This window comes from Pseudomonas paraversuta, from assembly GCF_904063065.1.
In the GTDB taxonomy this organism is placed as follows: Bacteria; Pseudomonadota; Gammaproteobacteria; order Pseudomonadales; family Pseudomonadaceae; genus Aquipseudomonas; species Aquipseudomonas paraversuta.
In genome coordinates, this window is record NZ_CAJFCL010000002.1 from 432,794 (window position 1) to 455,720 (window position 22,927).

19 protein-coding genes are annotated in these 22,927 nt (G+C 60.6%); 5 read left to right on the top strand and 14 right to left on the bottom strand.

Features of this window, described 5'->3' with window-relative positions:
• The first annotated feature begins 89 nt into the window (after positions 1-89).
• Both JQ845_RS05140 and JQ845_RS05145 read left to right on the top strand, forming a co-directional pair.
• Entirely contained in the window at positions 90-677 is a 588-nt protein-coding gene (locus JQ845_RS05140; protein WP_203008766.1) for a hypothetical protein, read from the top strand.
• A gap of 255 nt (positions 678-932) precedes the next feature.
• Entirely contained in the window at positions 933-1,571 is a 639-nt protein-coding gene (locus JQ845_RS05145; RefSeq protein WP_203008664.1) for a hypothetical protein, read from the top strand.
• On the opposite strand, the gene bcsC is transcribed toward JQ845_RS05145, so the two are convergent.
• From bcsC to bcsE, 9 genes are read right to left on the bottom strand one after another with little or no spacing between them, the layout of a single operon-like run.
• A complete protein-coding gene (bcsC, locus tag JQ845_RS05150) occupies positions 1,487-5,017 on the bottom strand; it encodes a cellulose synthase complex outer membrane protein BcsC (protein ID WP_203008666.1) in 3,531 nt (1,176 codons plus the stop codon). The genes JQ845_RS05145 and bcsC overlap by 85 nt on opposite strands.
• Entirely contained in the window at positions 5,005-6,117 is a 1,113-nt protein-coding gene (gene bcsZ / locus JQ845_RS05155; RefSeq protein ID WP_003445702.1) for a cellulose synthase complex periplasmic endoglucanase BcsZ, read from the bottom strand. The genes bcsC and bcsZ overlap by 13 nt, the downstream gene beginning before the upstream one ends.
• Positions 6,118-6,121: 4 nt before the next feature.
• Complete coding sequence (bcsB, locus tag JQ845_RS05160) at positions 6,122-8,443, bottom strand: cellulose biosynthesis cyclic di-GMP-binding regulatory protein BcsB (protein ID WP_127195365.1); 2,322 nt, start codon at positions 8,441-8,443, stop codon at positions 6,122-6,124.
• A complete protein-coding gene (gene bcsA / locus JQ845_RS05165; protein WP_203008668.1) occupies positions 8,440-11,040 on the bottom strand; it encodes a UDP-forming cellulose synthase catalytic subunit in 2,601 nt (866 codons plus the stop codon). Before bcsA ends, bcsB begins: the two co-directional genes overlap by 4 nt.
• Complete coding sequence (locus JQ845_RS05170) at positions 11,037-11,402, bottom strand: cellulose synthase operon protein YhjQ/BcsQ (protein ID WP_328823145.1); 366 nt, start codon at positions 11,400-11,402, stop codon at positions 11,037-11,039. Before JQ845_RS05170 ends, bcsA begins: the two co-directional genes overlap by 4 nt.
• 15 nt (positions 11,403-11,417) lie before the next feature.
• Positions 11,418-11,651, bottom strand: coding sequence for a cellulose biosynthesis protein BcsR (gene bcsR / locus JQ845_RS05175; protein ID WP_003445683.1), 234 nt, complete (start codon positions 11,649-11,651; stop codon positions 11,418-11,420).
• Positions 11,621-13,270: a cellulose biosynthesis protein BcsG gene (gene bcsG / locus JQ845_RS05180; protein WP_202210753.1), complete on the bottom strand. Its 1,650-nt coding sequence runs from the start codon at positions 13,268-13,270 to the stop codon at positions 11,621-11,623. The genes bcsR and bcsG overlap by 31 nt, the downstream gene beginning before the upstream one ends.
• Positions 13,257-13,457, bottom strand: coding sequence for a cellulose biosynthesis protein BcsF (gene bcsF, locus JQ845_RS05185; RefSeq protein WP_203008670.1), 201 nt, complete (start codon positions 13,455-13,457; stop codon positions 13,257-13,259). Before bcsF ends, bcsG begins: the two co-directional genes overlap by 14 nt.
• Positions 13,454-14,998, bottom strand: coding sequence for a cellulose biosynthesis protein BcsE (gene bcsE, locus JQ845_RS05190; RefSeq protein ID WP_003445676.1), 1,545 nt, complete (start codon positions 14,996-14,998; stop codon positions 13,454-13,456). Before bcsE ends, bcsF begins: the two co-directional genes overlap by 4 nt.
• A gap of 534 nt (positions 14,999-15,532) precedes the next feature.
• On the opposite strand from bcsE, the gene JQ845_RS05195 reads away from it, so the two are divergent.
• Both JQ845_RS05195 and JQ845_RS05200 read left to right on the top strand, forming a co-directional pair.
• Positions 15,533-15,769: a YdcH family protein gene (locus JQ845_RS05195; protein WP_010657027.1), complete on the top strand. Its 237-nt coding sequence runs from the start codon at positions 15,533-15,535 to the stop codon at positions 15,767-15,769.
• A gap of 26 nt (positions 15,770-15,795) precedes the next feature.
• Complete coding sequence (locus JQ845_RS05200; protein WP_003445673.1) at positions 15,796-16,092, top strand: putative quinol monooxygenase; 297 nt, start codon at positions 15,796-15,798, stop codon at positions 16,090-16,092.
• Positions 16,093-16,188: 96 nt separating this feature from the next.
• Here JQ845_RS05200 and JQ845_RS05205 read toward each other — a convergent pair whose 3' ends face one another.
• Complete coding sequence (locus tag JQ845_RS05205; RefSeq protein ID WP_203008671.1) at positions 16,189-17,811, bottom strand: acyl-CoA synthetase; 1,623 nt, start codon at positions 17,809-17,811, stop codon at positions 16,189-16,191.
• Positions 17,812-17,936: 125 nt separating this feature from the next.
• Positions 17,937-19,331 (bottom strand): aminotransferase-like domain-containing protein, encoded by a 1,395-nt coding sequence (locus JQ845_RS05210; RefSeq protein WP_203008672.1) that lies wholly within the window; start codon positions 19,329-19,331, stop codon positions 17,937-17,939.
• Positions 19,332-19,478: 147 nt separating this feature from the next.
• Between JQ845_RS05210 and JQ845_RS05215 the strand changes: the two genes are divergently transcribed.
• On the top strand, positions 19,479-20,111 hold the full coding sequence (locus tag JQ845_RS05215) for a LysE family translocator (protein ID WP_127195368.1): 633 nt from the start codon (positions 19,479-19,481) through the stop codon (positions 20,109-20,111).
• A 10-nt stretch (positions 20,112-20,121) separates the two neighbouring features.
• On the opposite strand, the gene JQ845_RS05220 is transcribed toward JQ845_RS05215, so the two are convergent.
• From JQ845_RS05220 to JQ845_RS05230, 3 genes are read right to left on the bottom strand one after another with little or no spacing between them, the layout of a single operon-like run.
• On the bottom strand, positions 20,122-20,847 hold the full coding sequence (locus JQ845_RS05220) for a hypothetical protein (RefSeq protein ID WP_203008674.1): 726 nt from the start codon (positions 20,845-20,847) through the stop codon (positions 20,122-20,124).
• 30 nt (positions 20,848-20,877) lie between these two features.
• Positions 20,878-21,225, bottom strand: coding sequence for a DUF2493 domain-containing protein (locus tag JQ845_RS05225; protein WP_003445668.1), 348 nt, complete (start codon positions 21,223-21,225; stop codon positions 20,878-20,880).
• The gene (locus tag JQ845_RS05230; protein WP_202210750.1) at positions 21,213-22,877 is read right to left on the bottom strand and encodes a Na/Pi cotransporter family protein; all 1,665 of its coding nucleotides are present in this window, start codon (positions 22,875-22,877) and stop codon (positions 21,213-21,215) included. Before JQ845_RS05230 ends, JQ845_RS05225 begins: the two co-directional genes overlap by 13 nt.
• Between the last annotated feature and the right edge of the window lie 50 nt (positions 22,878-22,927).

A 22,927-nucleotide genomic window follows, 5' to 3' on the forward strand; every position in this document is an offset into this window, starting at 1 on the left:
CGGCTCCCACACCAAAAACAGCATGCTCAACACCGGCCTGTACCTGTAGGAGCGAGCTTGCTCGCGATGGCGGCGACGCGGTTTACCTGATGAACCGCGTTACCCGCATCGCCGGCAAGCCGGCTCCCACAACAAAAACAGCATGCTCAACTCCGGCCTGTACCTGTAGGAGCGAGCTTGCTCGCGATGTCCGCGACGCGGTTTACCTGAAGAACCGCGTTACCCGCATCGCCGGCAAGCCGGCTCCCACACCAAAAACAGCATGCTCAACCCCGGCCTATACCTGTAGGAGCGAGCTTGCTCGCGATGGCCGCGACGCGGTTTACCTGACGAACCGCGTTATCCGCATCGCCGGCAAGCCGGCTCCCACACCAAAAACAGCATGCCCAACTCCGGCCTGTACCTGTAGGAGCGAGCTTGCTCGCGATGTCCGCGACGCGGTTTACCTGAAGAACCGCGTTACCCGCATCGCCGGCAAGCCGGCTCCCACAACAAAAACAGCATGCTCAACTCCGGCCTGTACCTGTAGGAGCGAGCTTGCTCGCGATGGCGGCGACGCGGTTTACCTGATGAACCGCGTTACCCGCATCGCCGGTAAGCCGGCTCCCACAACAAAAAACAGCATGCCCAACCCCGGCCTATACCTGTGGGAGCGAGCTTGCTCGCGATGGCGGTGACGCGGTTTACATGATGAACCGCGTTACCCGCATCGCCGGCAAGCCGGCTCCCACAACAAAAAACAGCATGCCCAACCCCGGCCTATACCTGTGGGAGCGAGCTTGCTCGCGATGGCGGCGACGCGGTTTACCTGATGAACCGCGTTACCCGCATCGCCGGTAAGCCGGCTCCCACAACAAAAAACAGCATGCCCAACCCCGGCCTATACCTGTGGGAGCGAGCTTGCTCGCGATGGCGGTGACGCGGTTTACATGATGAACCGCGTTACCCGCATCGCCGGCAAGCCGGCTCCCACAACAAAAACAGCATGCTCAACACCGGCCTGTACCTGTAGGAGCGAGCTTGCTCGCGATGGCCGCGACGCGGTTTACCTGAAGAACCGCGTTACCCGCATCGCCGGCAAGCCGGCTCCCACACCAAAAACAGCATGCTCAACACCGGCCTGTACCTGTAGGAGCGAGCTTGCTCGCGATGTCCGCGACGCGGTTTACCTGACGAACCGCGTTATCCGCATCGCCGGCAAGCCGGCTCTCACACCAAAAACAGCATGCCCAACCCCGGCCTGTACCTGTAGGAGCGAGCTTGCTCGCGATGGCCGCGATGGCCGCGATGCGGTTTACATGATGAACCGTGTTAACCGTATCGCCGGCAAGCCGGCTCCCACACCAAAAACAGCATGCCCAACCCCGGCCTGTACCTGTAGGAGCGAGCTTGCTCGCGATGGCGGCGATGCGGTTTACATGATGAACCGCGTTACCCGCATCGCCGGCAAGCCGGCTCCCACAACCAAAAAGAGCATGCGCATCAGCTACCTGAAATCCGCATACGGTATCAACGGTTGCACCGGCATCGGCAAGTTGCCCTGCCAGGTGTCAAACGTATACCGCAGGTAGAGCATCGCCCGGCTTGGGGCGTAGCCTTCACTGTGTTGATAGAGCAAGCCACCGCCCAGCACCAGATTGTCCGTCAGCCGGCGTTCTACCAGGCCCTGCAGGCGAATGCCGATGCCATTGCTGTTGCCTCCCGACGTCTCTCCCAGCCCTTCCGATAGCTCGTAGCCGGCCTGATCCACTGCGTGCAGAAGCTTGTCGTTCAGCCCGCTCAGAGGGTAGAGGTCGTTGGACTTGGTTTGGGCGTACGACCAGCCCACCGAGCTTTCCAGGGATACCGACCAGTTAGGCGTACGAAAGGCGTAGTTGAGCGGTACGCCGATGGAGAAGTATTGCTGGGGACTGTAATACCCGCCCTGGCCCAGGGTGTATTCGCTCAGGTCTTTGTCGTAGCTCCAGTACATCACGGTCAGACCGGTGCGCATGCGTTCATCGGCGCGCTCCACCAGGCGATAGTAATAGCCCGCCATGGCGGTGTTCTTGTGGTTGTCTTCGACATTCTTGCCAACCAGCCAATGCTGCCCAAGACTGGCCCACACGCCGTCAACACCGCCTTCGTCGTGGCTCAGGCTCAGGGTCACGCCGTTAGAGGTCACACCCCCCCAGGTCACGCCCGTATTGGGGTCGGTCGCACCGGAGTACGACAGGATCGAGTTGCTCAAAGGCCGGCGCGATCCGGTCAGCGTCCAGCCCACTGAGCCGATCTTGCTGCTGTAGGCCACGCCGCCCAGCCAGTTAGGCACTTTGAACGTATCCGGCGTGCGGCCGATATCAACGTTCCATGTCTCATTCTTCCAGCCAGCCGCCAGCATGGTGCCATTGGCCGATTGCGAGCGGTCCTCACAGCCCGAGAAGTCCGGTCCGTCGGTGCCTTTGCGCCTTACGGCTACCCCGCAGGTGCCATAGTTCTCACGGACAAGACCGTCCGGGTCGGCTTTGAAAGCCCCGGCATCCATGTTGATCTGCTCGGCCCGCATAAAGCCGGTGCCATCGGCAATCGGTAAATCCAGTTGCAGGATGGTGGTCCGGGTGTCCGTATCCGAGGTGCCCTGGGAGGCATTGTCCGAGCGCCAGCCGTAATCGGTGTACAGATGCAGCGTCGGATTTTGTCGCTGGTACAGTTCATCCACGTCACTGCGCAGGCTGCTCGCCAGCCATTGGTCATCGTCTTTTTCACGACTGGCCATGGTCATGGCGCGATCGTCCCGCGGGCTGGCCTGCTGCGCGGGCAGCAACCCGGCTCCGGCCATGCTTTTGGCGTAATAGTCCAGGGCTTGCTGCGGCTCAGTCGCGGAGATCAGGCGCGCTGCATCGCGGTACATCAACGGGTCGGCCTGGGGCGCCTTCAGCAGCTCGGCGTACATGGCCCGGGCTTTCCCCGGCTCACCTACGTCGGACCAGGCGTTGGCCACCCGGCGTTGCTGCGCAGGGGTCAAGACCACGCCCGGAGCCGGCTTGAACTGTGCCAACTGCTGACGGGCCGGGGCCAGTTGCTTACTGGCAATCAGGCTCTCGATTTGTCCCAACTGCGCATTGATGTCGCCAGGTTCATTCTTCAGCACCTGGCTGTACAGCTTTTGCGCCTGGGTAAAGTCGCCGCGTTCCTGGGCCCATCTGCCAACGGTCATCAGGTCGTCGTTGTCGGGTTTTTGCATCAGCAGGGCAATCGCCTGGGGCTCCTGGCCGGCTGCGCGCAGACTGTCGGCCCGGGCCACCAGCACGTTGCGCTGCAAGCGCGCATCGAGCTGAACCATGTCGTCAGTCCATTGCGCCCTGGGCAACAGTTCCAGCGTGCTCAAGGCACTGGCATCGCGCTCGGTGCTCGACAGGTAAAGCGCGTAAGCGTAAAGCGCCTGCGGATTTTTGCCCTGGCGCTGCATCAGCTGTTTGAAACTGGCGTCGGCGGCGCCCGGTTGATTTATTTCGCGCTGGGCATTGGCCAGGCGATAAGTCAGCCAGGGTTCATCGGGGGTCAAGTTGCGGATTTTGCTCAGCAGCGCCACCACTTGGGGCCAGTCCTTGCGCTCAGCGGCGGCATCGGCCTGGCGGTTGAGCTCGTCCAGCTCCAGGCTTTGGCGCAACCCGGCGAATTCCCTTTGACTGGCAGGGGGCAGGCTATTGAGGAAGGCCTTGGCCTTGTCCGGTGACTGGGCGGTATACAGGCGCACCAGAGCGCGCACCGCACTGCCATTGCCGGGTTCCAGGCGACGGGCCTGCAGCAGCAGGGCTTCAGCCTGGATATCATCGTGTCCGGCACGGGCAACGATGGCCAGCCCGATCAGCGGGTCGGCATCCGCAGGTTTGGCTTTGCGCGCTTGTTGGTAAGCGTTGCGGGCAGCGACCAGGTTGTTCTGCTCCAGGGCCTTGTCGCCTTGACTGAGCAGCATCCGATAACGGCTGGCGTCCATCAGGTCTTGCCATTTGCTGATATTGGACGTGTCCTGATCCTTGGTCCGCGCGGTGGCGAAATTGGCACTGGACTCCTGATAGCGGCCCTGGCGAAACAGGGCCATACCCAATGCTCCGTAAAGCGTCGGGTCCTCGGGATATTGCTTGATGGCACGGCGCAGCAGACCTTCGGCGGCCACAGGGTTACGGGACTGATCAATCATCTGCTTGCCCTGTGCGCCTGCTTGCCAGGCCGGATCACCAAGCAAATGCTGTTGGGTCTGCAGATTTTTGCTGGCTTCGCCAAGCAGCGGGGAGGCAGGGTACCGATTGACAAAAGCCTGCCAGGCCTGGGCGGTAGAGCGATTCACGGGCTGGCCATTGAGGTACTGGTATTCGCGCTCGGCGGCGGCGTTGCTGGCCAGTGGGTCGGTTGACAGTTGATGCAGCACCACCAGCGCTTCAGGTGCCCGATTCTCACGGAACAGCAAATCGGCCAGGGTTTGGCGCAGCCCCACGTTACCCGGGTACTGGCTATCCAGTGCGCGCAGTTGTTCGATCACCCTGGGCCGTTGGCCGGGGATATTGCTGCGAATACGCAGATATTCCAGTGAGGTGGCGAAATCCGGAGGCGCATTGCCAAACAGTTGCTCGAAAATCGTGGCAGCTTCTTCCGGGCGGCCTGCAGCGGCAAACAGGCGGGCCTGCTGCAGGGCTTTCTGGCTTTGCGGGTCTTGCAGTTTCATCAGGCTCTGGGCCTGGCGCAGCGCTGGCGAGTCGGGCGCGATGCTTTGCAATTGTGCGAGGCGCTGGTTTGCCAGCCCCGGATTTTTGTCCAGCAAGGCCTGGCGGATCGAGGCCACCAGCGCTTGGGGATTGTTCGGTGCGATCAGGCTCAGGCGCGCCAATGAGTCGCGCACCAGATCTTCGCGGTACAAGGCTTCACCGATCCGCACCTGCTCCAGCAACCACTGTTGCTGATCCTGCACGCTGACTGGCTGGGCCATGGCCGCAGTGGAAAAACCGCTGAGCAATAACGCCCATGTCGTTAATTTTTGCATGTGTTCGCCCACGCAGGACTGAGCCGACCATCCTTGTCAAAGCGATAGCGTTGTTGATCCCAGCCCTGGCCGAACAACAGCAACGACTGGTTGTAATAAGCATCGGCCGCGGGCGGGTCTTGCTGCACGCGAGCCTGCTGGACCGCCAGCGCCGGTGAATCGGCGCTGGCGAGCAGCGGTAACAGGGCCCCCGAGAAACCCACCGGACCGGTGCCGGTGTAGGTGCCGGTTATGGCATCTACGCTCTCTGGCGGATAACCCAGGGTCCGGGTCAGATTGACCATGGGGGCAAAGTGCTGTTGCAGGGTCTGGCGATTGGCCGCGTCCGGGGCCAGCATGCCGAGCCACAGGTAGACGCGGATCGCATCGTAGTCCCCCGCGCTGCCATCCTTGGGGTCCGGGGCCCAGCCGCCTGCGGCTTGCCACAGCAGCCAGTCAGGGGCAAAACCCTTGGGCGAACCTTCGATCAGCAGACGTTGCTGATTGCTTGCCAGCTCGGCCCAGACCGGTGAGATCTGGGCAAAGCGGGCCAGCAGTTGGGGCGGCATATAGCTGGGGTTCAGGCGCCAGCCTTGAGCGCTGTCAAACCCCACATCACCGGGCAGCAGCATCAGGCCCAGCCCGGGCAACGTGCGCAGGCTTTGGGCGGCGCTGCGCCAGAGCATGTTTTGCCCTTGCGCGATATAAGCCGGCCACTGCCACAGCCGCCCGGCCTCCAGCAAGCTGTAGGCAATCCACAGGTCGGAATCGCTGGCGTTGTTGCTATCCAGCACTTGCCATTTGCCGCTCTTGGACTGTCCCCACTGCCACGCGGGCAGATGCTTATCAAGATTGCCCTGGGCCAGGTTGTTGCGGGTCCAGTCGAGAATCTTTGCGAAACCTTGCCGGTCGTTACCCACCAGGGCAAAAAACAGCCCGTAGCTTTGCCCCTCGGAGGTGGTGATCAGCTGCGCCGAGGAGCTATCGATAATGCGTCCGTCGGCGCTCATCATCGCCTTCTTGTAACTGTCCCAGGCGGGCCAGTTACAGGTAGCAGCGCTCACCACCTGGGGCAAGGCGCCGAGGGTCACAGACAGGGCCAGTGCAGCAAGGCGTCCCATGGTCTCAGTCATCCTTGTGCAGGCGACGGTTGGCTGCCCAGCTCAGGGCACGCCACAGCAGGAAGGCTGTCAGCAGAACGCTGATGACCGCCAGTACCGCCAGCAACACCGGGTGCTCGGACAGTTGATACCACAGCAGCAGGTACCACGGCAGGTTACCCACGTAGTACTGGTCACCCACCAGCTGGCTATAAACCCCGCTGCTGCGAATCAGCGCAACAGAGCCTGCCACGGCATCCAGTTTGCCGCTGTCGCCGATGGCATCACGCAGCAGGTTGTAGTCGGCGTCGTCATTGCCCAGCAGTGCAACGATGCTGCGCTGGTCATGGTGCGGTGACTGCATGCCCAGAATGGCTGCAATCGGTGCCTGGGCCGTGACCTCTGTGCGGTTGGCCGGTTTGTTGCGCTGATCAGGCGACGGGCCGCGGCGATTGTTGGCATCGATGGCGGAATTGCCATAAGGCTGTACCAGCATGTCGCGCTGGCGTTGCAGCAATAGGCTCAGGTCCGGATTGTCGCGCATCTCCGGTGCCATTTGCCCCAGCAACAGCAGATCAGCGTCTTCTTTGGCTGCCGTCTGCCAGTCATCGCTCAGGCGCAAACCGAAGGCCGGATAGCCGGAGCGGGCAGAAATCCCGGCCACGGCTTCAAGCAAGGTACTGATCTGGGTAGGAGTGGTCTTGGCCGGCACCACCACGATCGATTCCGACATGTCGGCCATGCGGCTGAACGGGAAACCGCTGCGGGCGAAGGCCTTGAGGTCTGGCATGCTGATGTAGTGGTGGTAGCCGGACAGGTCGATGGTCGAGTCTTCATCGATGATGGCCTGGGTGTTGGCCGGCAGTATGGTCTGGCAACGATCACGCTGGGCGCTGCCCATGGTACTGGCGAAGTTGAAGTCGAAACGCAGGCGGTTGCGGTCGCCAATTTTCAGCGAAGGTACCACCAGCTTGTCATTGGCATTGGCCGTGTCGTTGGACAGCACCGCCAGACGCAGTTCTTCAAGGCTGCTGGTGTCTTTGCGGACCAAAGGCAGGCTGGTGATGAACTGTTCGTTGAGGCTGATGTTCAGGCGCGAATCATCATTGGCCGACGGTGCGGTGTAACGGTATTGGGTGCGCAACGGAATGCCCTGGTTGCGCCACACAAACAGGTCGGGTGGCAGGTTCACATCCAGGGTGATCGGCCGCGGTTGCAATCCGCTGACTTGCAGCTGCTGCGGGTAGCTGATCAGCTCGGCGAAGCGCACCGGGCGGTCGGTACGCATCCAGGCCGGGGCATCGTAGGGTTTGCGGGGCTGCAGTTCTTCGACCTTGTCGATGGTCACGCGAGAGCCGCGCAGCAGGTTGCCGCCCAGAGCGAGGGCTTTGGCCGCGGTGGCCAGGTCTTCTTCGTTACGACCCATGATCAGCAGGATTTTGCTGTAAGGCGCATCCGGGTGGTCAATCAGCTCGACCACAGGCGCGGTCACGGCCGGGAATTTTTCCAGGTCGCTCATGAACGCCGGGCGGTGATCATTGGTGGCAAACACCACCGAAGGCTGAGTGGCTTCCTTGTTTTGTACGCTTGGCAAAGCGTCATACAGCACCGGGAAACTGGCGCCGCGCCAGTTGGACTGGCTGCCGAAGTACGATGCCAGAATGGCGGCGGCTTTCTGTTCGCCCAGGGTCGGGTTGGCAGCGAATACAAACGGCAGTTCAAGTTTTCCGCTGTTGCGTGGATCAAAGAACGGCAGCGGGAAAAACGCCAGATCGTTGGTCAGGCTCAGCGCCTGCTCTTGCAGGGTGATGCTGCTGGAGCGGCTGATATTGACCCACAGGGTGCTGTTGGCCGGGTCTTCGCAGATATCGGTGTAGTGGCCGATAAACTCCAGGCGAACCCGGTTGAAGTCCGAAATCAGGCGCGGATCAAGGGCCATCTGCTGAGTGGTTTTACGCCCCAGTTGATCCTTGTCGATGGGTAGCACCCCCATTAGCACATCATTGAGGTACACCCGGATATGGGAGACGGTGGGGATCAGCGAGGGCGAGGGGGTGTACTCCAGTTGCAGGCGGGCATCGCTGGCAATCCGGTCGCGGCGCAGGGTGAACTCCACTTGCTCCGAGTTGTTGATCCCCAGCAGCAGGGTGTCGGTGGCACGCCCCAGCTGTTCAAAGGTGCGGGTCACCGTCCAGCTCGGCAATGGCTGGAGCGAGTCCTCCACGGGCGGCTTGGGCAGCGGCGCAGGCGAGCTGCCCGGCAATGGCAGCGGTGCAGACATCAGCTGTGAGGCAAAGGTCATTAGCGCAAGGCTGGCGAAAAAAGCTTTTTTGGAAAATCGACTCATGATCTGCTCACTGGCCGGGAGATAAGAGGGGTGGACGCTTTGGGCATGCGCGGCAAAAAGCTGCCCAGCCACTGAAGAACTCGCATGAACGGACGCGCAAGCGTGCGCACCCAGGCAGGCAGGTATTGGTAAAGGCGGTAATAGCCTTTGGCGCCCAGAGCGAGAATTTCTCTCAGGCTCTGGATCGGCTTGTCGGCTTCGAATCCGCTGTTGTGATCAAGCCAGGCATCGGCCCGGCCAAAGGTGCACTGGACGAACTCGATTTTCTGTTCGGGCGCCAACCCGGCGAAGCTCAAACCCATAAACATGTCGTGGGAGCGGGTCAGGCTGCCGGTGAATACAAACTCGCGGTTGCCGCGCTGCAGAATCAGTGACACCAGGGTGCCGACCGGCAATTGCAGGGGCTGAATAAGCTGCAGGCCGACCCCGCCGTCGGAGTAGTCCACCAGTTCACAGGGGTAGCAGTGGCCGTCGCTGAGTCTGATCGCCCCCGGCAACCGGGTCTGTACCCGATGGGTGTGACGCACTTGGCGCACTTCAGCAGCCACGGCCACGGCAGCACCGATGATCAGCAGGTTGTAAATCACCCACAGCACGCTGACGAAAATAGTGAAGATCTCGTCTTTGGGCCCGTAAAACAGGCGCCATACCGCAAAGCCGAGGCCGAGTACGTTGAGCAGCGACAGCACCAGGTAAGGTTTGGCGGTCTGCCAGTCGAACTGGTTCTCCTCCATCATGCCGCCCTTGGCGGTGACGTTGAACTTGCCCCGGGACGGGCTGAACAAGGCCACGGTGGTCGGCCGTGCGATGTACCAGGCCAGCACGGTCTCGTACACCTCGCCCCAGAATGTCTGGCGATAGGCGCCTTGCATCCGCGAGTTGGTCAGGCTGGCATGGATCATGTGCGGCAATACGTAGAGCAGAATCATCAGCGCCGGGGCGTAAATGATGTAGGCGTGCAGCAGCAGAAAGGCCAGCGGCGCAGTGAGGAACACGATCCGCGGCAGCCCCACCAGAAAGTGCATCATGGCGTTGGTGTAGCAAATACGCTGGAAGAGGGTCAGGCCTTTGCCCAGCAGCGGGTTGTCGGTGCGGAAAATCTGCACCATGCCCCGTGCCCAGCGGATCCGCTGGCCGATATGGGCCGACAGGCTTTCAGTGGCCAGGCCGGCAGCCTGGGGGATGCGCAAGTAGGCCGAGTTCCAGCCGTTGCGATGCAGGCGCAGAGCGGTGTGGGCATCTTCGGTGACGGTTTCGACGGCAAAGCCACCGATCGAGTCGATCGCGCTACGCCGGACGATGGCGCAAGAGCCGCAGAAGAACGCGGCGTTCCACATATCGTTACCGTCCTGGATCAAACCGTAAAACAGCTCGCCTTCGTTGGGGCGGTTGCGGAAAGTCCCGAGGTTGCGCTCGAACGGGTCCGGTGACAGGAAGTGGTGCGGTGTTTGCACCAGTGCCAGTTTCGGGTCGCGCAGAAACCAGCCCACGGTCAATTGCAGGAAGGAGCGGGCAGGCATGTGGTCGCAGTCAAAAATCGCTACCAGCTCACCGTCGATCTGGGTCAGGGCATGGTTCAGGTTGCCGGCCTTGGCGTGGCGGTTGTCGGTCCGGGCGATATAGTTGATGCCCGCTTCCTCGGCGAACTGTTTGAAGCTTGGACGGTTGCCGTCATCGAGCAGGTGAATGCGCAACTTGTCCTTGGGCCAGTCGATACCCAGCGCGGCATACACCGTGCCGCGGGTCACCGAGAGCTCTTCGTTGTAGGTAGGTATCAGCAGGTCGACCGTCGGCCACAGGCTGGTATCGCGTGGCAATTGCGCCGGCTGGCGATTGAGCGGCCAGGAGGTCTGAACGTAGCCCAGAATCAGCACCAGCCAGGAATAGGTTTCTGCCAGCAGCAAAATAAGGCCGCATACCAGATCCAGGGAGTCGTTCCAGTTCAGGGTCGAGGTGTAGCGCCACCACAGGTAGCGGCACGAGATGATCACTGAAAGGGCAATCATCAACAGCGTCGGGAAGCGCCCCGGTATACGCCGCACCAGCATCGCTATGCCCCACAGCAAGATAACGAACACCAGTTGTGCCAGATACCCGAAGGGTTCGGTCACGCAGATAATGATCAATACCGCTGCCAGCACGCCAATGGCGATGTACAGCGCCTTGCGCAGGGGCCAGCCCATGGTGTTCCAGCGGCGCGTGCTTTTAATCACTTGCGGGCTGATCGCCGTAGGCAACCGCACAAAGGCATTGGACAGCAGGTTCCAGGGCTGCTGCACAATCCTCAGCAAGGCCTGCAGCAGCGAGCGCACATACTTGCCTGGCGAGCGGCGGCCCCGGCTCTGCTCTGTCGGGCGCACCAGCAGCAGCCACAGGCTCTGGATCGCATAGCGCAGCGGGTCGCCAATGCTCGCGGACTTGTCCGCCAGATGCGGGTACAGACGTCGGTGCTGTGCGCGCAGGGCTTTCCAGCTGGGGGATTCGAGGCGCAGGAAAATCCAGCCGAGCGCCTGAAGCGAAGCCAGAACAAAGGCCGTGAAACGGCTGCAGTTTTGTTCACGGCGCAAATAGGTATAGGGAAACCAGCGCTCTGTCATTCAAGCCTCCGGCCACGCAGCAGGCACCAACTGGCAAGGCTGAGGATGTCCTGGGCGATCAGGCTGCCCGGGGCATAACGGCCTGCCGGTTCGCGCCGGGCCAGGGCTTCGCCCACGGCTTCATCGCTATGCAGGCTGACCGGCAGCAGGTAGCGGGCATAGCGATATTGCCAGATCAGCACCAGGTCACGTTGTAACTGGCTGGCCGCGTCATAGCGATTGACCAGCAACAAGGGCCCATGGCTTAGCTGTGGCTGCAACAGTACATGGCAAGCCGCATCGGCATTGATTACGGTGATTGCGATCTCGCAGTGCGGGTTAGTCGCATGTCCCGGCAAGCGTTGCGGCAGATCGAACAAGATCCAGTCAAAGGCCTCTCATGGGTTCGGCTCCGCGGGCAAGTCCTGGGTGTTCGCCCTTTGCAGCTCTTCGACATGGGCCAGCAGCGGCCACCGTTCAAAGGCTTGCAGCAACTCCATCTGCGCCGAGACGTCGACATAATTGAGCGACGGCAAGTCGATCATCGATTTGAGGCGGGCGATGTCATCGGCGCGCTCTTTGCGCGAAAGGATGTCGGCGCTTATTTGAGCTTCTGTGGGTAAGGTAGCCATCCACCGTTCTCCTTGATTCGCACATAAGGCTTGCCGTTGTAGTCCAGCACAACAGTCCCAGAGTTTTCCGATACTTTCGCGGTCTGCGGCAGGTCAGTCAGCAGTTTTGTCCAGTCCACTGTCTGGCCATTACTGAGGGCCGGGTCGGCATACAGGCGGGCAATGATTTCGGCAACGGCCAGATAGCTGCTTGGCTCGGTGATATGCACCGGTGCGGTCTGCCCGTTGTCGCCCATATTGATCAGCTTGATGCCGACCGGAACGTGGGTGATGGAGTCACTGGGGATTTCGCGCATGCCGGCAATCTGCATCCGGTCGCCATGCAGGGCTGCACCGTGCTCAGGCACGATGGCCACAACTACCCGACGGCCACTTTTTTGCAGCTCTTTAAGGAACGAATTCAAATCATCGAGCAAAAGCTGGGCCCGGCTGCTGTAGTCGGCTGCCTGGGTGCCGCCATCGGACTGCACCTGACGGTTACCGTCGTGCAGGGTGGTGGTGTTGTAGAACAGCGCCATATTCGGCTGCTTTTCGTTCAGGCGGTGTTGCCACCACTTGCTCAGCACATCGCGGTCGCGCCAGATCGGCGAGCCATCGAAGCCGACATAGGTGCGTGGCAGGCCAGCCGGAACAACCCCCAGCGCCGGCTGTGGCAATTCACCCTGTTCACGGACTTCCTGGAGAAAGCCGTCGAACTCGCCGGTGTGGTTCAGCATCAACTCATCCGAGAAACCCAGCTTGCGCAGGTCATCAAACAGCAGGCACTGATCGGCCGGTGGCTTGTACAGCTGAGCGTGGGATGTCTGGCCGCAACTGGCGCGTAACAGGCGGATCGCTGCCGGGCCGCTGTAGGCTGTAGCCGAGTTGAAGTTGTCGAAAATCACATCCATCTGGCTGAACAGCGAGTTATCACGCAAGCCCACGGCATCCAGGTCGTCCCAGGCCATGGAGCAGATATTGATCACCAGCAGGTCAAACGGCGGTGGCTTGACGGCGGGGTCCTTGAACTCGACCTTGCGGCTTGATTCAGCAAGATAGAATTTGTCCAGATAGCCATTGAGCGTCGCATCGTCCGGTTCACCGCCGCCGCCGCCGGCCTGAGCGGTCTGGCCGGGCTGGGTGCTGGCCATTTGCTGATCGGCGGCAGGGGGCAGCAGCCATTGCAGGCTGCCCATGCTCAACCAGGCAAAGCCCAGCAGGGTGAAGGTGGTCAGGCGCAGCCACTGGCTGAGAAACAGATAGCCGACCACCAGCAACAGCAACATGGCACACACTTGCCAGTCGATGAAACGCCCGAGCAATTCAACGATGTAGTCGAAAGAGAAGTCCAGTACCCCGGGTTGCGCCAGCAAACGGCTGAACGGCGGGAACCAGGTGTCTTGGTACAGCAGTGCCACAGCCACCGGGATTGCTATCAGGGTGCGTGCGCGGCGCAGCATTGGATGGCCAATGGGGATCAACAACACCAGGGCGAAGATCAGGTTGGGCAATACCTGGAAGTTCAGGTGACCGGTCCAGGTCAGCAGGAATTTGCCGAGGAAATACACATTCCAGGCTCCCAGGCCGCGCCAGGAGCCGGAAATCTTGTGCGCCGGGGAGGCAGGCTTAGACAGACTCATCGGGCGCTCTCAAAGAAGGGCTGGCAGGTGCACGACGTCGAACGCCGCGGGATTTCAGATAGCGGGGTGACAGGTACTGTTCGAAATGATTCTTCAAGTACCTGCGGATGCGCTGTGCGAACAGTGTCAGCAGCACGGTTACCACGCAGGTCAGGACAATCACATCAATCAGGTCAAGGAACGTCATGCTTGTGGCTCACGAATGGGCAACGTGGTGCGTTGCGGTGTTAACGGCATGCGGCTACCGGCAGCAGGTGTCGCCATTACGGTGTTTTCAATCGGAATACTCAGGTGGGCAGGTACTGATCCGGCCTGCATAAAAGCGTCCTGCGGCAGATCATCGGGGCCGGTGAGCACCTGACGCTGGAGAAACATGTCACGCCATGGCAGGCGGCAGATATTTCCCAGGGCCGGGTCCAGGCCATCGGCACGGCAGGCGAACAGAAACAGATACAGGTCTTCATCCAGTACGCAGGCAAAGTCACCATAGCGGCGCAGGCACATCTGGTTCAGGAACAGTTCTTCGGCCAGCCCGGGAACCGGTTGAAACCGGACCAGTTGGTGGGTGACTTCACCGGAACTGTCGTTATAAATCTGCTCCACGGTTTCGAAGAATTCCCGCGGGCTTACCAGACCGCGAATCTGCGGTGGCCGCTGGCGTTCCAGCAGCGTTGCAAAGTCGCTGTTCTGGCTGTATTGCCAGCGCTGGCCCTGAACACTTTCGATCATGCTGAGGAATCTTGAGAGCAGGGTGCCGTCCGGAACAATCAGGTTGGCCCCGCAGGCCAGCAGCAGTCGCTCGTCGCGATAGCGCACGGCGGGTTCCATTTCCCGCACTACGATCTTCAGTGTCGGGCCGCACTGTTCCCGCAGGTCGTGCAGTTGTTGGGCCAGATCGAGCAGCTGGTGGCTGTTGTCGATCCCGACAATGACTGTGGCCTGTCTGGCGTTGCGGGCTTCTGCAAGCAATGCTTCGCGGCTTTCAAACAGATACCAGTGTTTTGACAGTGATGGCGTGCCTTCCAGCACGGCGCGTTCGGCCAGGTACAGGTGCTGGTCGTCACCGACCCGTGGCTGCACGTCGACTGCGGTATCGGGGATCAGGGTAAGGGCATTGTCCTGGATCGCGAGTTTGAACTCCTGACCTGCCGTTACCCCCATATGGTTGTGCCAGAAGTGCAGTTGGTAACGCATGACACCGTTATGGCGATACAGGCGACCCAGGCCGGACAATGTCTCGTTGAGTTGCAGCAGTTGCGCATGCAGGAGCGGCGCCTCGCCGTGGGTAATCACCAGCAAGGTTGCATCGCGCAACTGCAGCCACTCGTGCAGACGCTGACACCAGCGTTGCAACTGTTTTGCGGTGGTGGTTTCAGCCCAGCAGCTGGCAGGTAGCAGCAAGGTAATCTGACTGCCGGCAGCGACACCGATGCGGCCCATATCCCGGGTCAGCGTGGCGAGCCCTTGCTCGACTTTGGCGAGGGGGATCTCGAACTGCCGGAGTTTGTCGGGGCCCAGATCGGCCGCCATTGTGCCGGTGATACTTTGCACCGCGTCCGCACAGCAAATCAGGGTCGCAGGTACATGCTCGGGAATCGCTTCAAGAAACTGTCGGGCCAGCAGCCTTGCATCAGCCTGTTGATCGACCGCGACCCAATACAAGCCACCGGTGCGCAACACGATCTGTTGATCAAGCAATCCACGGATAGCCAAGCTGATATGAACCAAGCGTAACGTCCCCCCAGGGATATACGAGTTGCAATACACCCCATGTTTGTCGGAAGTATTGTCTCGTTGCATACAAGGCGTTCGAGTAATGCCTTGCAGCGGTGACTTATTATTGACGCCAATCAAATGTTGATCGACATTTTATATAGCGGTGCCCGATGCGAAATACACCTGTTTGTTGGTTGTAAGCAATGCTCTGGAAGAGTAGTAGTTAAAATTAGAGCATGTAGGCAGATGCGCATCGTATCACTGAAAAATCATCCGAGACTATGATTCCAGTCACATGTCGTCAAAAAAATACCGCCTATTTTTCCGTCGGCATTTAATTGGCGCCTTGAGGGGTCGCGTTTAAAGCGGGTTTGCGGGCGCGGAATTCAGCCCTCTGTACGCAGGCGAAGACGCTTATGTGTACGCCTGGCTTTCTCGGTGACCTGTTGCGTGCTATTGCTTAGGTGGGGGTGTTGGCTTGAGCCCCTTGAGCGGACTCATTTAAAGAGTCTGGAATCGTCACCGAAACGTCTAAGAGGTGCAGATATGCCAGTCAAACACGATTTGTTGCAAGACTTGGGACTCACTAAAGAGGCTGTCAGCAAGTGTCGCAGCGAAAACGCTCATCTGAACCAGTTGTTTGTGCAATATGGCGAGAAGGATGCCGAGGTCATTGAAGCGGAGGCCGGGGAGGCCATTGGTGTCCCGGATGAGGTCTTGAAGAAACTCAAGGAGCAAAGGCTCCAGATCAAAGACAAAATTGTCCAACTACTGAACGTTTAAGTCACCGCAAGCTGCAGGAATCGTATATGTCCAGAATTATCAAAATTGTTGCCACCTTAAGTGCCAAGCCTGGTCATGGACCGGCTGTTAAACAGGCGCTGAGTGCATGTGTGGCCGGATCACGGGCTGAAGCCGGTTGTCTTTTCTATGACCTGCATGTAGATCGCTCCAATCCCGAGCGTTTTGTATTCATCGAAGGCTGGAAGGACATGGCGGCCATTGAGCACCACAAAACCACAGCGCATTACCTGGCGATGGGCAAAGCTGTTGCTGACTTGATCGAGCATCGTGAAGTGCTGTTGCTGGACGAGTTGAGTATCTGAGACAGGGATCAACACAGCAGCATCAAGCGGCGGCCCTGAACAGGCCGCCGTTTTCATGTCGGGCTTGTGCAAGCTTGTTAAGTTCCTCGGCAGCGACTACAGGGCCTTGGCCATGTCGCGTAACAGGTATTTCTGGACCTTGCCGGTCGAGGTCTTGGGCAGCAGGGTAAACACTACCGTGCGCGGCACTTTGAATCCCGCCAGGTGCTGGCGACAAAAAGCAATGATATCCAGGTCGAGCACCTGCTGGTGGTCATCCTTGAGGGTGATAAAGGCACAGGGCGTTTCGCCCCACTTTTCATCCGGGCGGGCGACCACCGCCGCTTCCAGTACCCCGGGATGACGATAAAGCACGCCTTCAACTTCGATGGTCGAGATGTTTTCGCCACCCGAAATGATGATGTCTTTGAGCCGGTCACGAATCTCCATGTAGCCATCCGGGTGGCACACGGCCAAATCCCCGGTATGGAACCAGCCCCCCTCAAAGGCTTGCGCGGTGGCACTGGGGTTCTTCAGGTAACCCTTCATAACGGTGTTGCCACGCATGAATATCTCACCCATGGTTTCTCCGTCCCGCGGGGTCGGTACCAGGGTTTTCGGATCGGCAACCATTACCCCTTCCAGCGTCGGATAGCGTACCCCCTGGCGGGATTTGATCTGCGCACGCTCGGCCAGTGGCCGGGCATCCCATTGCTCATGCCAGGCGCAAATGGTCACCGGGCCATAGACTTCGGTCAGGCCATACACGTGGGTGACTTTGATGCCCATTTCTTCCACCGCACCTATCACTTGGGCCGGTGGTGCTGCACCCGCGACCATCACATTCACCGGATGATCGATGGCAACCCTGGCGGATAGCGGCAGGTTGGTCAGGGCATTGAGCACAATCGGCGCGCCGCACATATGGGTGACCTGATGCTCCTGGATCAGACTGAGAATTCGTTGCGGATCAACCCGGCGCAGGAACACGTGCACGCCGGCCAGGGCCGTGATGATCCACGGGTAGCACCAGCCGTTGCAGTGGAACATCGGCAAGGTCCATAGATACACCGGGTGATTGCCGATGGCCCAGACCATCTGGTTGCCCAGGGAGTTAAGGTAGGCCCCGCGGTGGTGATAGACAACGCCTTTGGGGTTGCCCGTGGTGCCGGAGGTGTAGTTGAGCGCGATCGCCTGCCACTCATCTGCCGGCCATTGCCACGGGTAGTCAGGGTCGCCCTCGGTCAGCAGCGCCTCGTAATCCAGTGTGCTGACCGGCTGGCCTTCGCCGTATTGCGGGTCATCCACGTCGATGATCAGCGGTGGATGATCAAGCATGGCCACGGCAGCATGGATCACGGCATGGAATTCACGGTCGGCAATCAACACCCTGGCTTCGCCGTGGGCCAGCATGAAGGCAATGGCTTCGGCGTCGAGGCGTACGTTAAGTGCATTGAGCACTGCGCCGAGCATGGGCACCGCAAAGTGGGCTTCGAGCATGGCCGGGATATTGGGCAACATCACCGCCACGGTATCGCCCTTGCCAATCCCGCGAGCGGCCAGCGCACTCGCCAGACGCCGGCAGCGCTGGTAAGTCTGCAGCCAGGTGCGGCGAATCGAGCCGTGGATCACGGCGGGGTAGTCCGGGTAGACACTGGCTGTGCGTTCGATAAAGCTCAACGGCGACAGGGCAATATGGTTGACAGCATTGGGCTCAAGGCCTTGCTCAAAAATCGACATGAAGGTCTTCCGGTGGCTGATTGTTAGCTCTTTGGCTGCCCGCGCCCATCGGTGGGCGGGACAGTTTTATGTCCGGCCTGACTTATAGCTCACTCGGTGTGGCATAGGGAAGCAATGGCCCCGGGCTAATCCAGCAGCGCTGCCAAGGCAGCCATCACCTCGGGCTTGTCGGTGTGGGCCACGTTAAAACGCATGCAGTGGCGCAGTGCGGGGTCAAAGCCGAACAGGATGCCCGGCGCCAGCACCAGATCCCGGGCGAGCGCCTCCTGGGCCAGGGTTGCGGCGTCCCGTGCGGCGGGGAGCGTGGCCCAGATATACAGGCCCCCGGTGTAAGGTGCATTGAGGGTGAACCCCAGGCCTTGCAACCAGCTGGCCACCCGCGCACCGCTGGCCAGCAGACCTTGCATCACCCGCTTGCGGTGTTTGTGATAGGTGCCGTCAGTGAGCATCGAACAGACGACCTGTTCGAACATTTCCGAGGTGATACCGCCGCACATCAGTTTCAGATGGGTCAGGTTGGCGGCTGCCTGCGCCGAGGTCACCACATAGCTCACCCGCAGATTGGCACTCAGGGTTTTGGAAAAGCCGCTGAGGTAGGTGACGTGTTCGATCCCGGCCAGGGCCGCGAGCCGCGGAGGCGGGTCAGGGTGCCAGTCGCCGTACAGATCGTCCTCGATGATATGGCAGTCATGACGCTTGGCCAGCTCCAGCAAGCCGTAGGCCTGGGCCGGAGAAAAGGAATGGCCGGTGGGGTTATGCAGCAGGCCTGTGGTCAGATACAGGCTCGGCCGGTGCTGCTCAAACAGCTGCTCCAGCGCTTGCAGATCCAGCCCCTTGGGCGTGCGCTCAAGGGTCACGACCCGTGCCCCGTGCAACGCCAGATTGGCGTGGAAGTTGAAGTAGCAGGGCATGTCCAGCAGCACCGTATCGCCGGGACGCACCCGCAAGCGCAACAACATGTCCAGTGCCTGCACGGTGTTGGCGGTGGTGATGATCTGCTCGACGGCAACGTCCAGGCCCTGGCCCAGCAGTTTTTGCTGGAGTGCCAGACGCAATGGCAGGTAACCCGCCGGATCGCCATAGCCGGTGAGGCGCAGCCCCGGCGAGCGGCTGAGCTGGCGCAGGTGGGTGCGCATGGCGCTGGGCTCCAGCCAGCTTTCAGGCAGATGACCGCTGCCGGGGCGCATGGCGCCGCTGGCGCCGGTCAATGAGCGGCGCAGGACACTGGTCAGGTCTTGCGGTAACAGATCAAGCGCGCTCGCCCGTTCTGCAGCCGCAGCCCTGGCCGCGACAAAGTAGCCAAGGCCCTGGCTTGAAGTGATCCGGCCCTGTCCACGCAAGCGATCGAGAGCCTCAATCAGGGTGAATTTACTGACGCCCCAGCTCAGGGCCATTTCCCTGGCGGAGGGCAGTCTGGCCCCCGGGTTCAGGCGACCTTGGGTAATGGCCTGGTTCAGGGCTTCGACAATCTGCTGGACTTTGGGAGTGCCGGGCTGGAATTCAATCGTGGGGATAGGCATCAATGACCTCGTACTTTACCGGTCATGCTACCAGTAAAGTACGGTCAAGTTGGTCGGGGCTTGATCTGCCCATGCCGGGCTGCGCCACCTAAACTGCGGAACCGCTCGCAGGTGTTCGAGCAATGGTTTCGGGATCTGATAAAGATAATGGCCACACAACTGACACTCGCGTCCTTCCTCTACTTTCTGTTTTTCTGCGCCACCATGACCTTTAGTCCCGGGCCCATGACCTTACTGTTGATGGGCTTCGGCATGCAGCAAGGCTTGAAGCGCTCAATGCCGGTGCAGCTTGGCGCCAGCGCTGCGTATCTGGTGTCGATCCTGATTTTTGCCGTCGGATTTGCCGAGCTGGTCAAGGGCAATCCCCTGATCAGTCGCGTCATTCAATGTATCGGCGTGGCCTATTTGCTGTATCTGGCCTATCGGCAATGGAACAGTCGGGCACTGTTGCTGGAGCGTCCTGCCGAGTCCCTGGACAGCAGCTTCAGGGGGCGTTTCGCCAAGGGGCTGCTCACCGGCTTTGCCAACCCCAAAACCATTGTCATGTTCAGTGCCGTGTTCCCGCAGTTTGCCGGGCAGGGCAGTGCCACCCGGGCGCTGGATCTGGCGGTACTGGGGCTGGTGTTCTTGCTGTTGCAGTTCACCAGCGGCTGCCTGTATTGCTACTTCGGCCAGCGGGTGCGGCGGGTGCTGCAAAGCCCGTCGCGACAAGTTTTGTTGCAACGGGCCACAGCCATCATGCTGTTGGGGGTGGCCATTCTGTTGGCCCGGGGGTTTTAGCGGCTGAGCCTCAGAAACGCAGGGTAGCCCCGGTGGTCAGCCAGCGGTCGCGGTCGCGGTTCAGGGTGCGACCGAGCACCAGGTCCAGATCCACGGCAGAGCCTATGTGGAACCTGGGACCTGTCTGCCAGGACTGCTCGCCGCCTTCTTCGCCGTAGCGTTCGCCAATCAGGGTCAGCGAGTTGGTAACGGCATATTCAAAGCCGCTACCCCAGGTCAGTCGGTGGCTCTGCTTGCCGTCGTTCCAGGCATGGCTCCAGCCGCCGTTAAGATTGAGTCGCAGGGGCGCGAAAGGTTGCCAGGTGAGCGGCAGGTTGAGGTCGGTGCCGTCATAGCTGTGGGCCCGGTTCAGCGCAAAGCGGGCCTCGCCCGATAGCGCCAGTTCCAGGCTCTGGTCCAGACTTGAATACAGCTGCGCCTTGAGTTGCGGGCTCAACTGTCGGGCGGTGCCGTCGTTGCTGTGACCTTGCTCTATGGCGCCTCCCCATTGCAGCCAGGGCAGGTTGTGTGAAGTACAGTCCTGGGAAATGACTGCGTTGTGGGTGGCGCTGTGGTGACGGTTGCTGGTGAACCAGGCGTCGATGTTGCATTCGCCGGGGCTGTTGATTGCGCCGTCGTCGACCACGTATGAACCACCGGACGCACAGGTTTTGGAGACCAGGCCAAGGGTCAGGGCGATGCTCATCGAAGCGCCGACCCAATGGCGAACGGCTGCTGAACGGGATACTTCAGTCATGGGTAAAACTCCTGAGTGGAATCAATAAAGTCAGTTGTTAACCGTTACAACATGAATGCCGGCCGCTCTGGCCCGGCTGATCAGCGCACAGGTGTCATCTCCCCCGGGCAGGGCAATGACCACGTCCGGGCGACTGTCCGTGAGCATGAATCGATTGCGCCGGCGCTCGGCCTGCTTGCCGTACATCTTCCAGTTCGGCGGGTAGCGCACCACATCGACTCCCGCCTCGCGCGCCCAGTCCTCCACGGCGCTGCCCAGATACGGACTGGCGCCGTGAATCAGCACACTCACGCCATTGATGGCCTGGTAGGCATCCAGTACGCGCAGGCACATCAGGGTGTCGGCGTAATGGCGCCCGGCACAGATCAAGAGGCGCACGGGTCAGTGTCCCTGGAGTTGTGGTCGACGAAGCCGTTGAGTTCTGCGCAGCGCTCCAGCACCGGGTAGCCGAGGGCGGCAATATGGTGATGAACCCGCCGATAGTCGCGCAGCACGCGCTGGAAAATATCCCCGGACTCGGCCCAGGCCGTTTTGTCATTCTGCAATTTACGAAAATGCTCGCGACTGGCCCTGGCTTCCAGCTTGCGCACGGTGTCCTTGTGGCTGACCAGGGTGTTGGCTGCCAGCACGTCTTCGCCCATGAAGGCGGTCACTGCCAGGTTCAGGCTGTCCTGCAGGGCCTGGTGCATGGCCTGGATATGTCGCAGCTCGAAGCTGGAAAAGTGCTCGCCACGGCGGGTTCTGCGGATGGCCAGTTGCGCCAGGTTGTTGAGGATGTCGCCGGCATGTTCGAGGTTGATCACGAACATCAGGATTTCCTGGGCGCGGTCGGCGTCATGATCGCTCAGCCCGTCATGGCCTATATCCGCTAGGTAGGCACGAATGGCGGCACTCAGCAGGTCCACCGAGTGATCCAGCTGGCGGACTTTGGCGAAGGCGGCCTGATCGGGCTTCTCGAACAGTTGCAGCACCTGGCTGAGCATCAGCGAGGCCATGTCCGCCAGGCGCAGGGCTTCGCGTACGGCGTTGGACAGCCCGATATTGGCCACTTCCAGCCCGGCTTCATCGAGGTATTGCGGCATGCCGGGATCCACCGGGCTCTGCTGCTCGGCAAACAGCCGGCTCAGCAGGCGCGCCATGGGTTCGGTCAGCCCGATAAACAGCAGCGCCAGGGCGATGTTGAATGCGCTATGCAGATACACCACCAGCTGGGCCGGGCCGATATCGGTTCGGCCCAGCTGTGCGGCAATCAGTGGCAGGCACGGCAGCAACAGCAGGCTGCCAAACAAACGAATCAGCAAGTTGCCCACGGGCAGGCGCCGCGCCACCGGGGAGCCGGCACTGAACACCGAGGGCAAGGCACCACCTATGTTGGCACCCAGCATCAAGGCCAGCGCCGTCACCGGGGTCATCATGTCGGCACCGGCCATGGAGGCAATGAGCAACACCACTGCCACGCTGGAGTGGCAGATCCAGGTCAGCAGGACTGCGACCAGCACCGCGGTGACCAGGTCGCCCTCAAGGCTTTGCATGAGCGCGCGGAACACCGACGTGGCTTCCATATGACCCAGGCTGGCGCTGAGCAGACTCAGGGCCAGGAGCATCAGCCCCAGTCCGATCAGCGCGCAGCCGATGCTTTCAAAGCGTGAGTCATCGCGCAGGCGAAACACCACAAAACCCACCAGCAGTATCACCGGCATCGCCAGTGAAGTGTCGAAACTCAGCAGTTGCACCACCAGGGTCGAACCGATGTTCGCTCCCAGCATCACGGCCAGGGCTGGCGCCAGGCCCAGGGTGCCGGCGGCGGTAAATGAGGTTGCCATCAGGCTGACGGCGGTACTGCTCTGCAGTACGCCAGTAATACCGATTCCGGAAATCAGCGCCATCCAGCGATTGTTCAGGTTGCGCCCCATCCAGTTACGCAGCTGGGTACCAAACCCGCGCAGCAGCGCCGTTGAAATCATATGGGTACCCCACAGCAACAGGGCTATGGCCCCCGCGAGGTTGAGTAACAGAGTGGTTCCCGACATGAGGAATCTCCACATAACAAACATTCATTGTTTTGCGGGCGCCAGACCGG

Excerpts from the sequence above, each read along its gene's own strand:
- JQ845_RS05140 (WP_203008766.1), top strand. The coding sequence starts at position 90 with ATGAACCGCGTTACCCGCATCGCCGGCAAGCCGGCTCCCACAACAAAA.
- JQ845_RS05145 (WP_203008664.1), top strand. The coding sequence starts at position 933 with ATGAACCGCGTTACCCGCATCGCCGGCAAGCCGGCTCCCACAACAAAA.
- bcsC (WP_203008666.1), bottom strand. The coding sequence starts at position 5,017 with ATGCAAAAATTAACGACATGGGCGTTATTGCTCAGCGGTTTTTCCACT.
- bcsZ (WP_003445702.1), bottom strand. The coding sequence starts at position 6,117 with ATGGGACGCCTTGCTGCACTGGCCCTGTCTGTGACCCTCGGCGCCTTG.
- bcsB (WP_127195365.1), bottom strand. The coding sequence starts at position 8,443 with ATGAGTCGATTTTCCAAAAAAGCTTTTTTCGCCAGCCTTGCGCTAATG.
- bcsA (WP_203008668.1), bottom strand. The coding sequence starts at position 11,040 with ATGACAGAGCGCTGGTTTCCCTATACCTATTTGCGCCGTGAACAAAAC.
- bcsR (WP_003445683.1), bottom strand. The coding sequence starts at position 11,651 with ATGGCTACCTTACCCACAGAAGCTCAAATAAGCGCCGACATCCTTTCG.
- bcsG (WP_202210753.1), bottom strand. The coding sequence starts at position 13,270 with ATGAGTCTGTCTAAGCCTGCCTCCCCGGCGCACAAGATTTCCGGCTCC.
- bcsF (WP_203008670.1), bottom strand. The coding sequence starts at position 13,457 with ATGACGTTCCTTGACCTGATTGATGTGATTGTCCTGACCTGCGTGGTA.
- JQ845_RS05195 (WP_010657027.1), top strand. The coding sequence starts at position 15,533 with ATGCCAGTCAAACACGATTTGTTGCAAGACTTGGGACTCACTAAAGAG.
- JQ845_RS05200 (WP_003445673.1), top strand. The coding sequence starts at position 15,796 with ATGTCCAGAATTATCAAAATTGTTGCCACCTTAAGTGCCAAGCCTGGT.
- JQ845_RS05205 (WP_203008671.1), bottom strand. The coding sequence starts at position 17,811 with ATGTCGATTTTTGAGCAAGGCCTTGAGCCCAATGCTGTCAACCATATT.
- JQ845_RS05210 (WP_203008672.1), bottom strand. The coding sequence starts at position 19,331 with ATGCCTATCCCCACGATTGAATTCCAGCCCGGCACTCCCAAAGTCCAG.
- JQ845_RS05215 (WP_127195368.1), top strand. The coding sequence starts at position 19,479 with ATGGCCACACAACTGACACTCGCGTCCTTCCTCTACTTTCTGTTTTTC.
- JQ845_RS05220 (WP_203008674.1), bottom strand. The coding sequence starts at position 20,847 with ATGACTGAAGTATCCCGTTCAGCAGCCGTTCGCCATTGGGTCGGCGCT.
- JQ845_RS05230 (WP_202210750.1), bottom strand. The coding sequence starts at position 22,877 with ATGTCGGGAACCACTCTGTTACTCAACCTCGCGGGGGCCATAGCCCTG.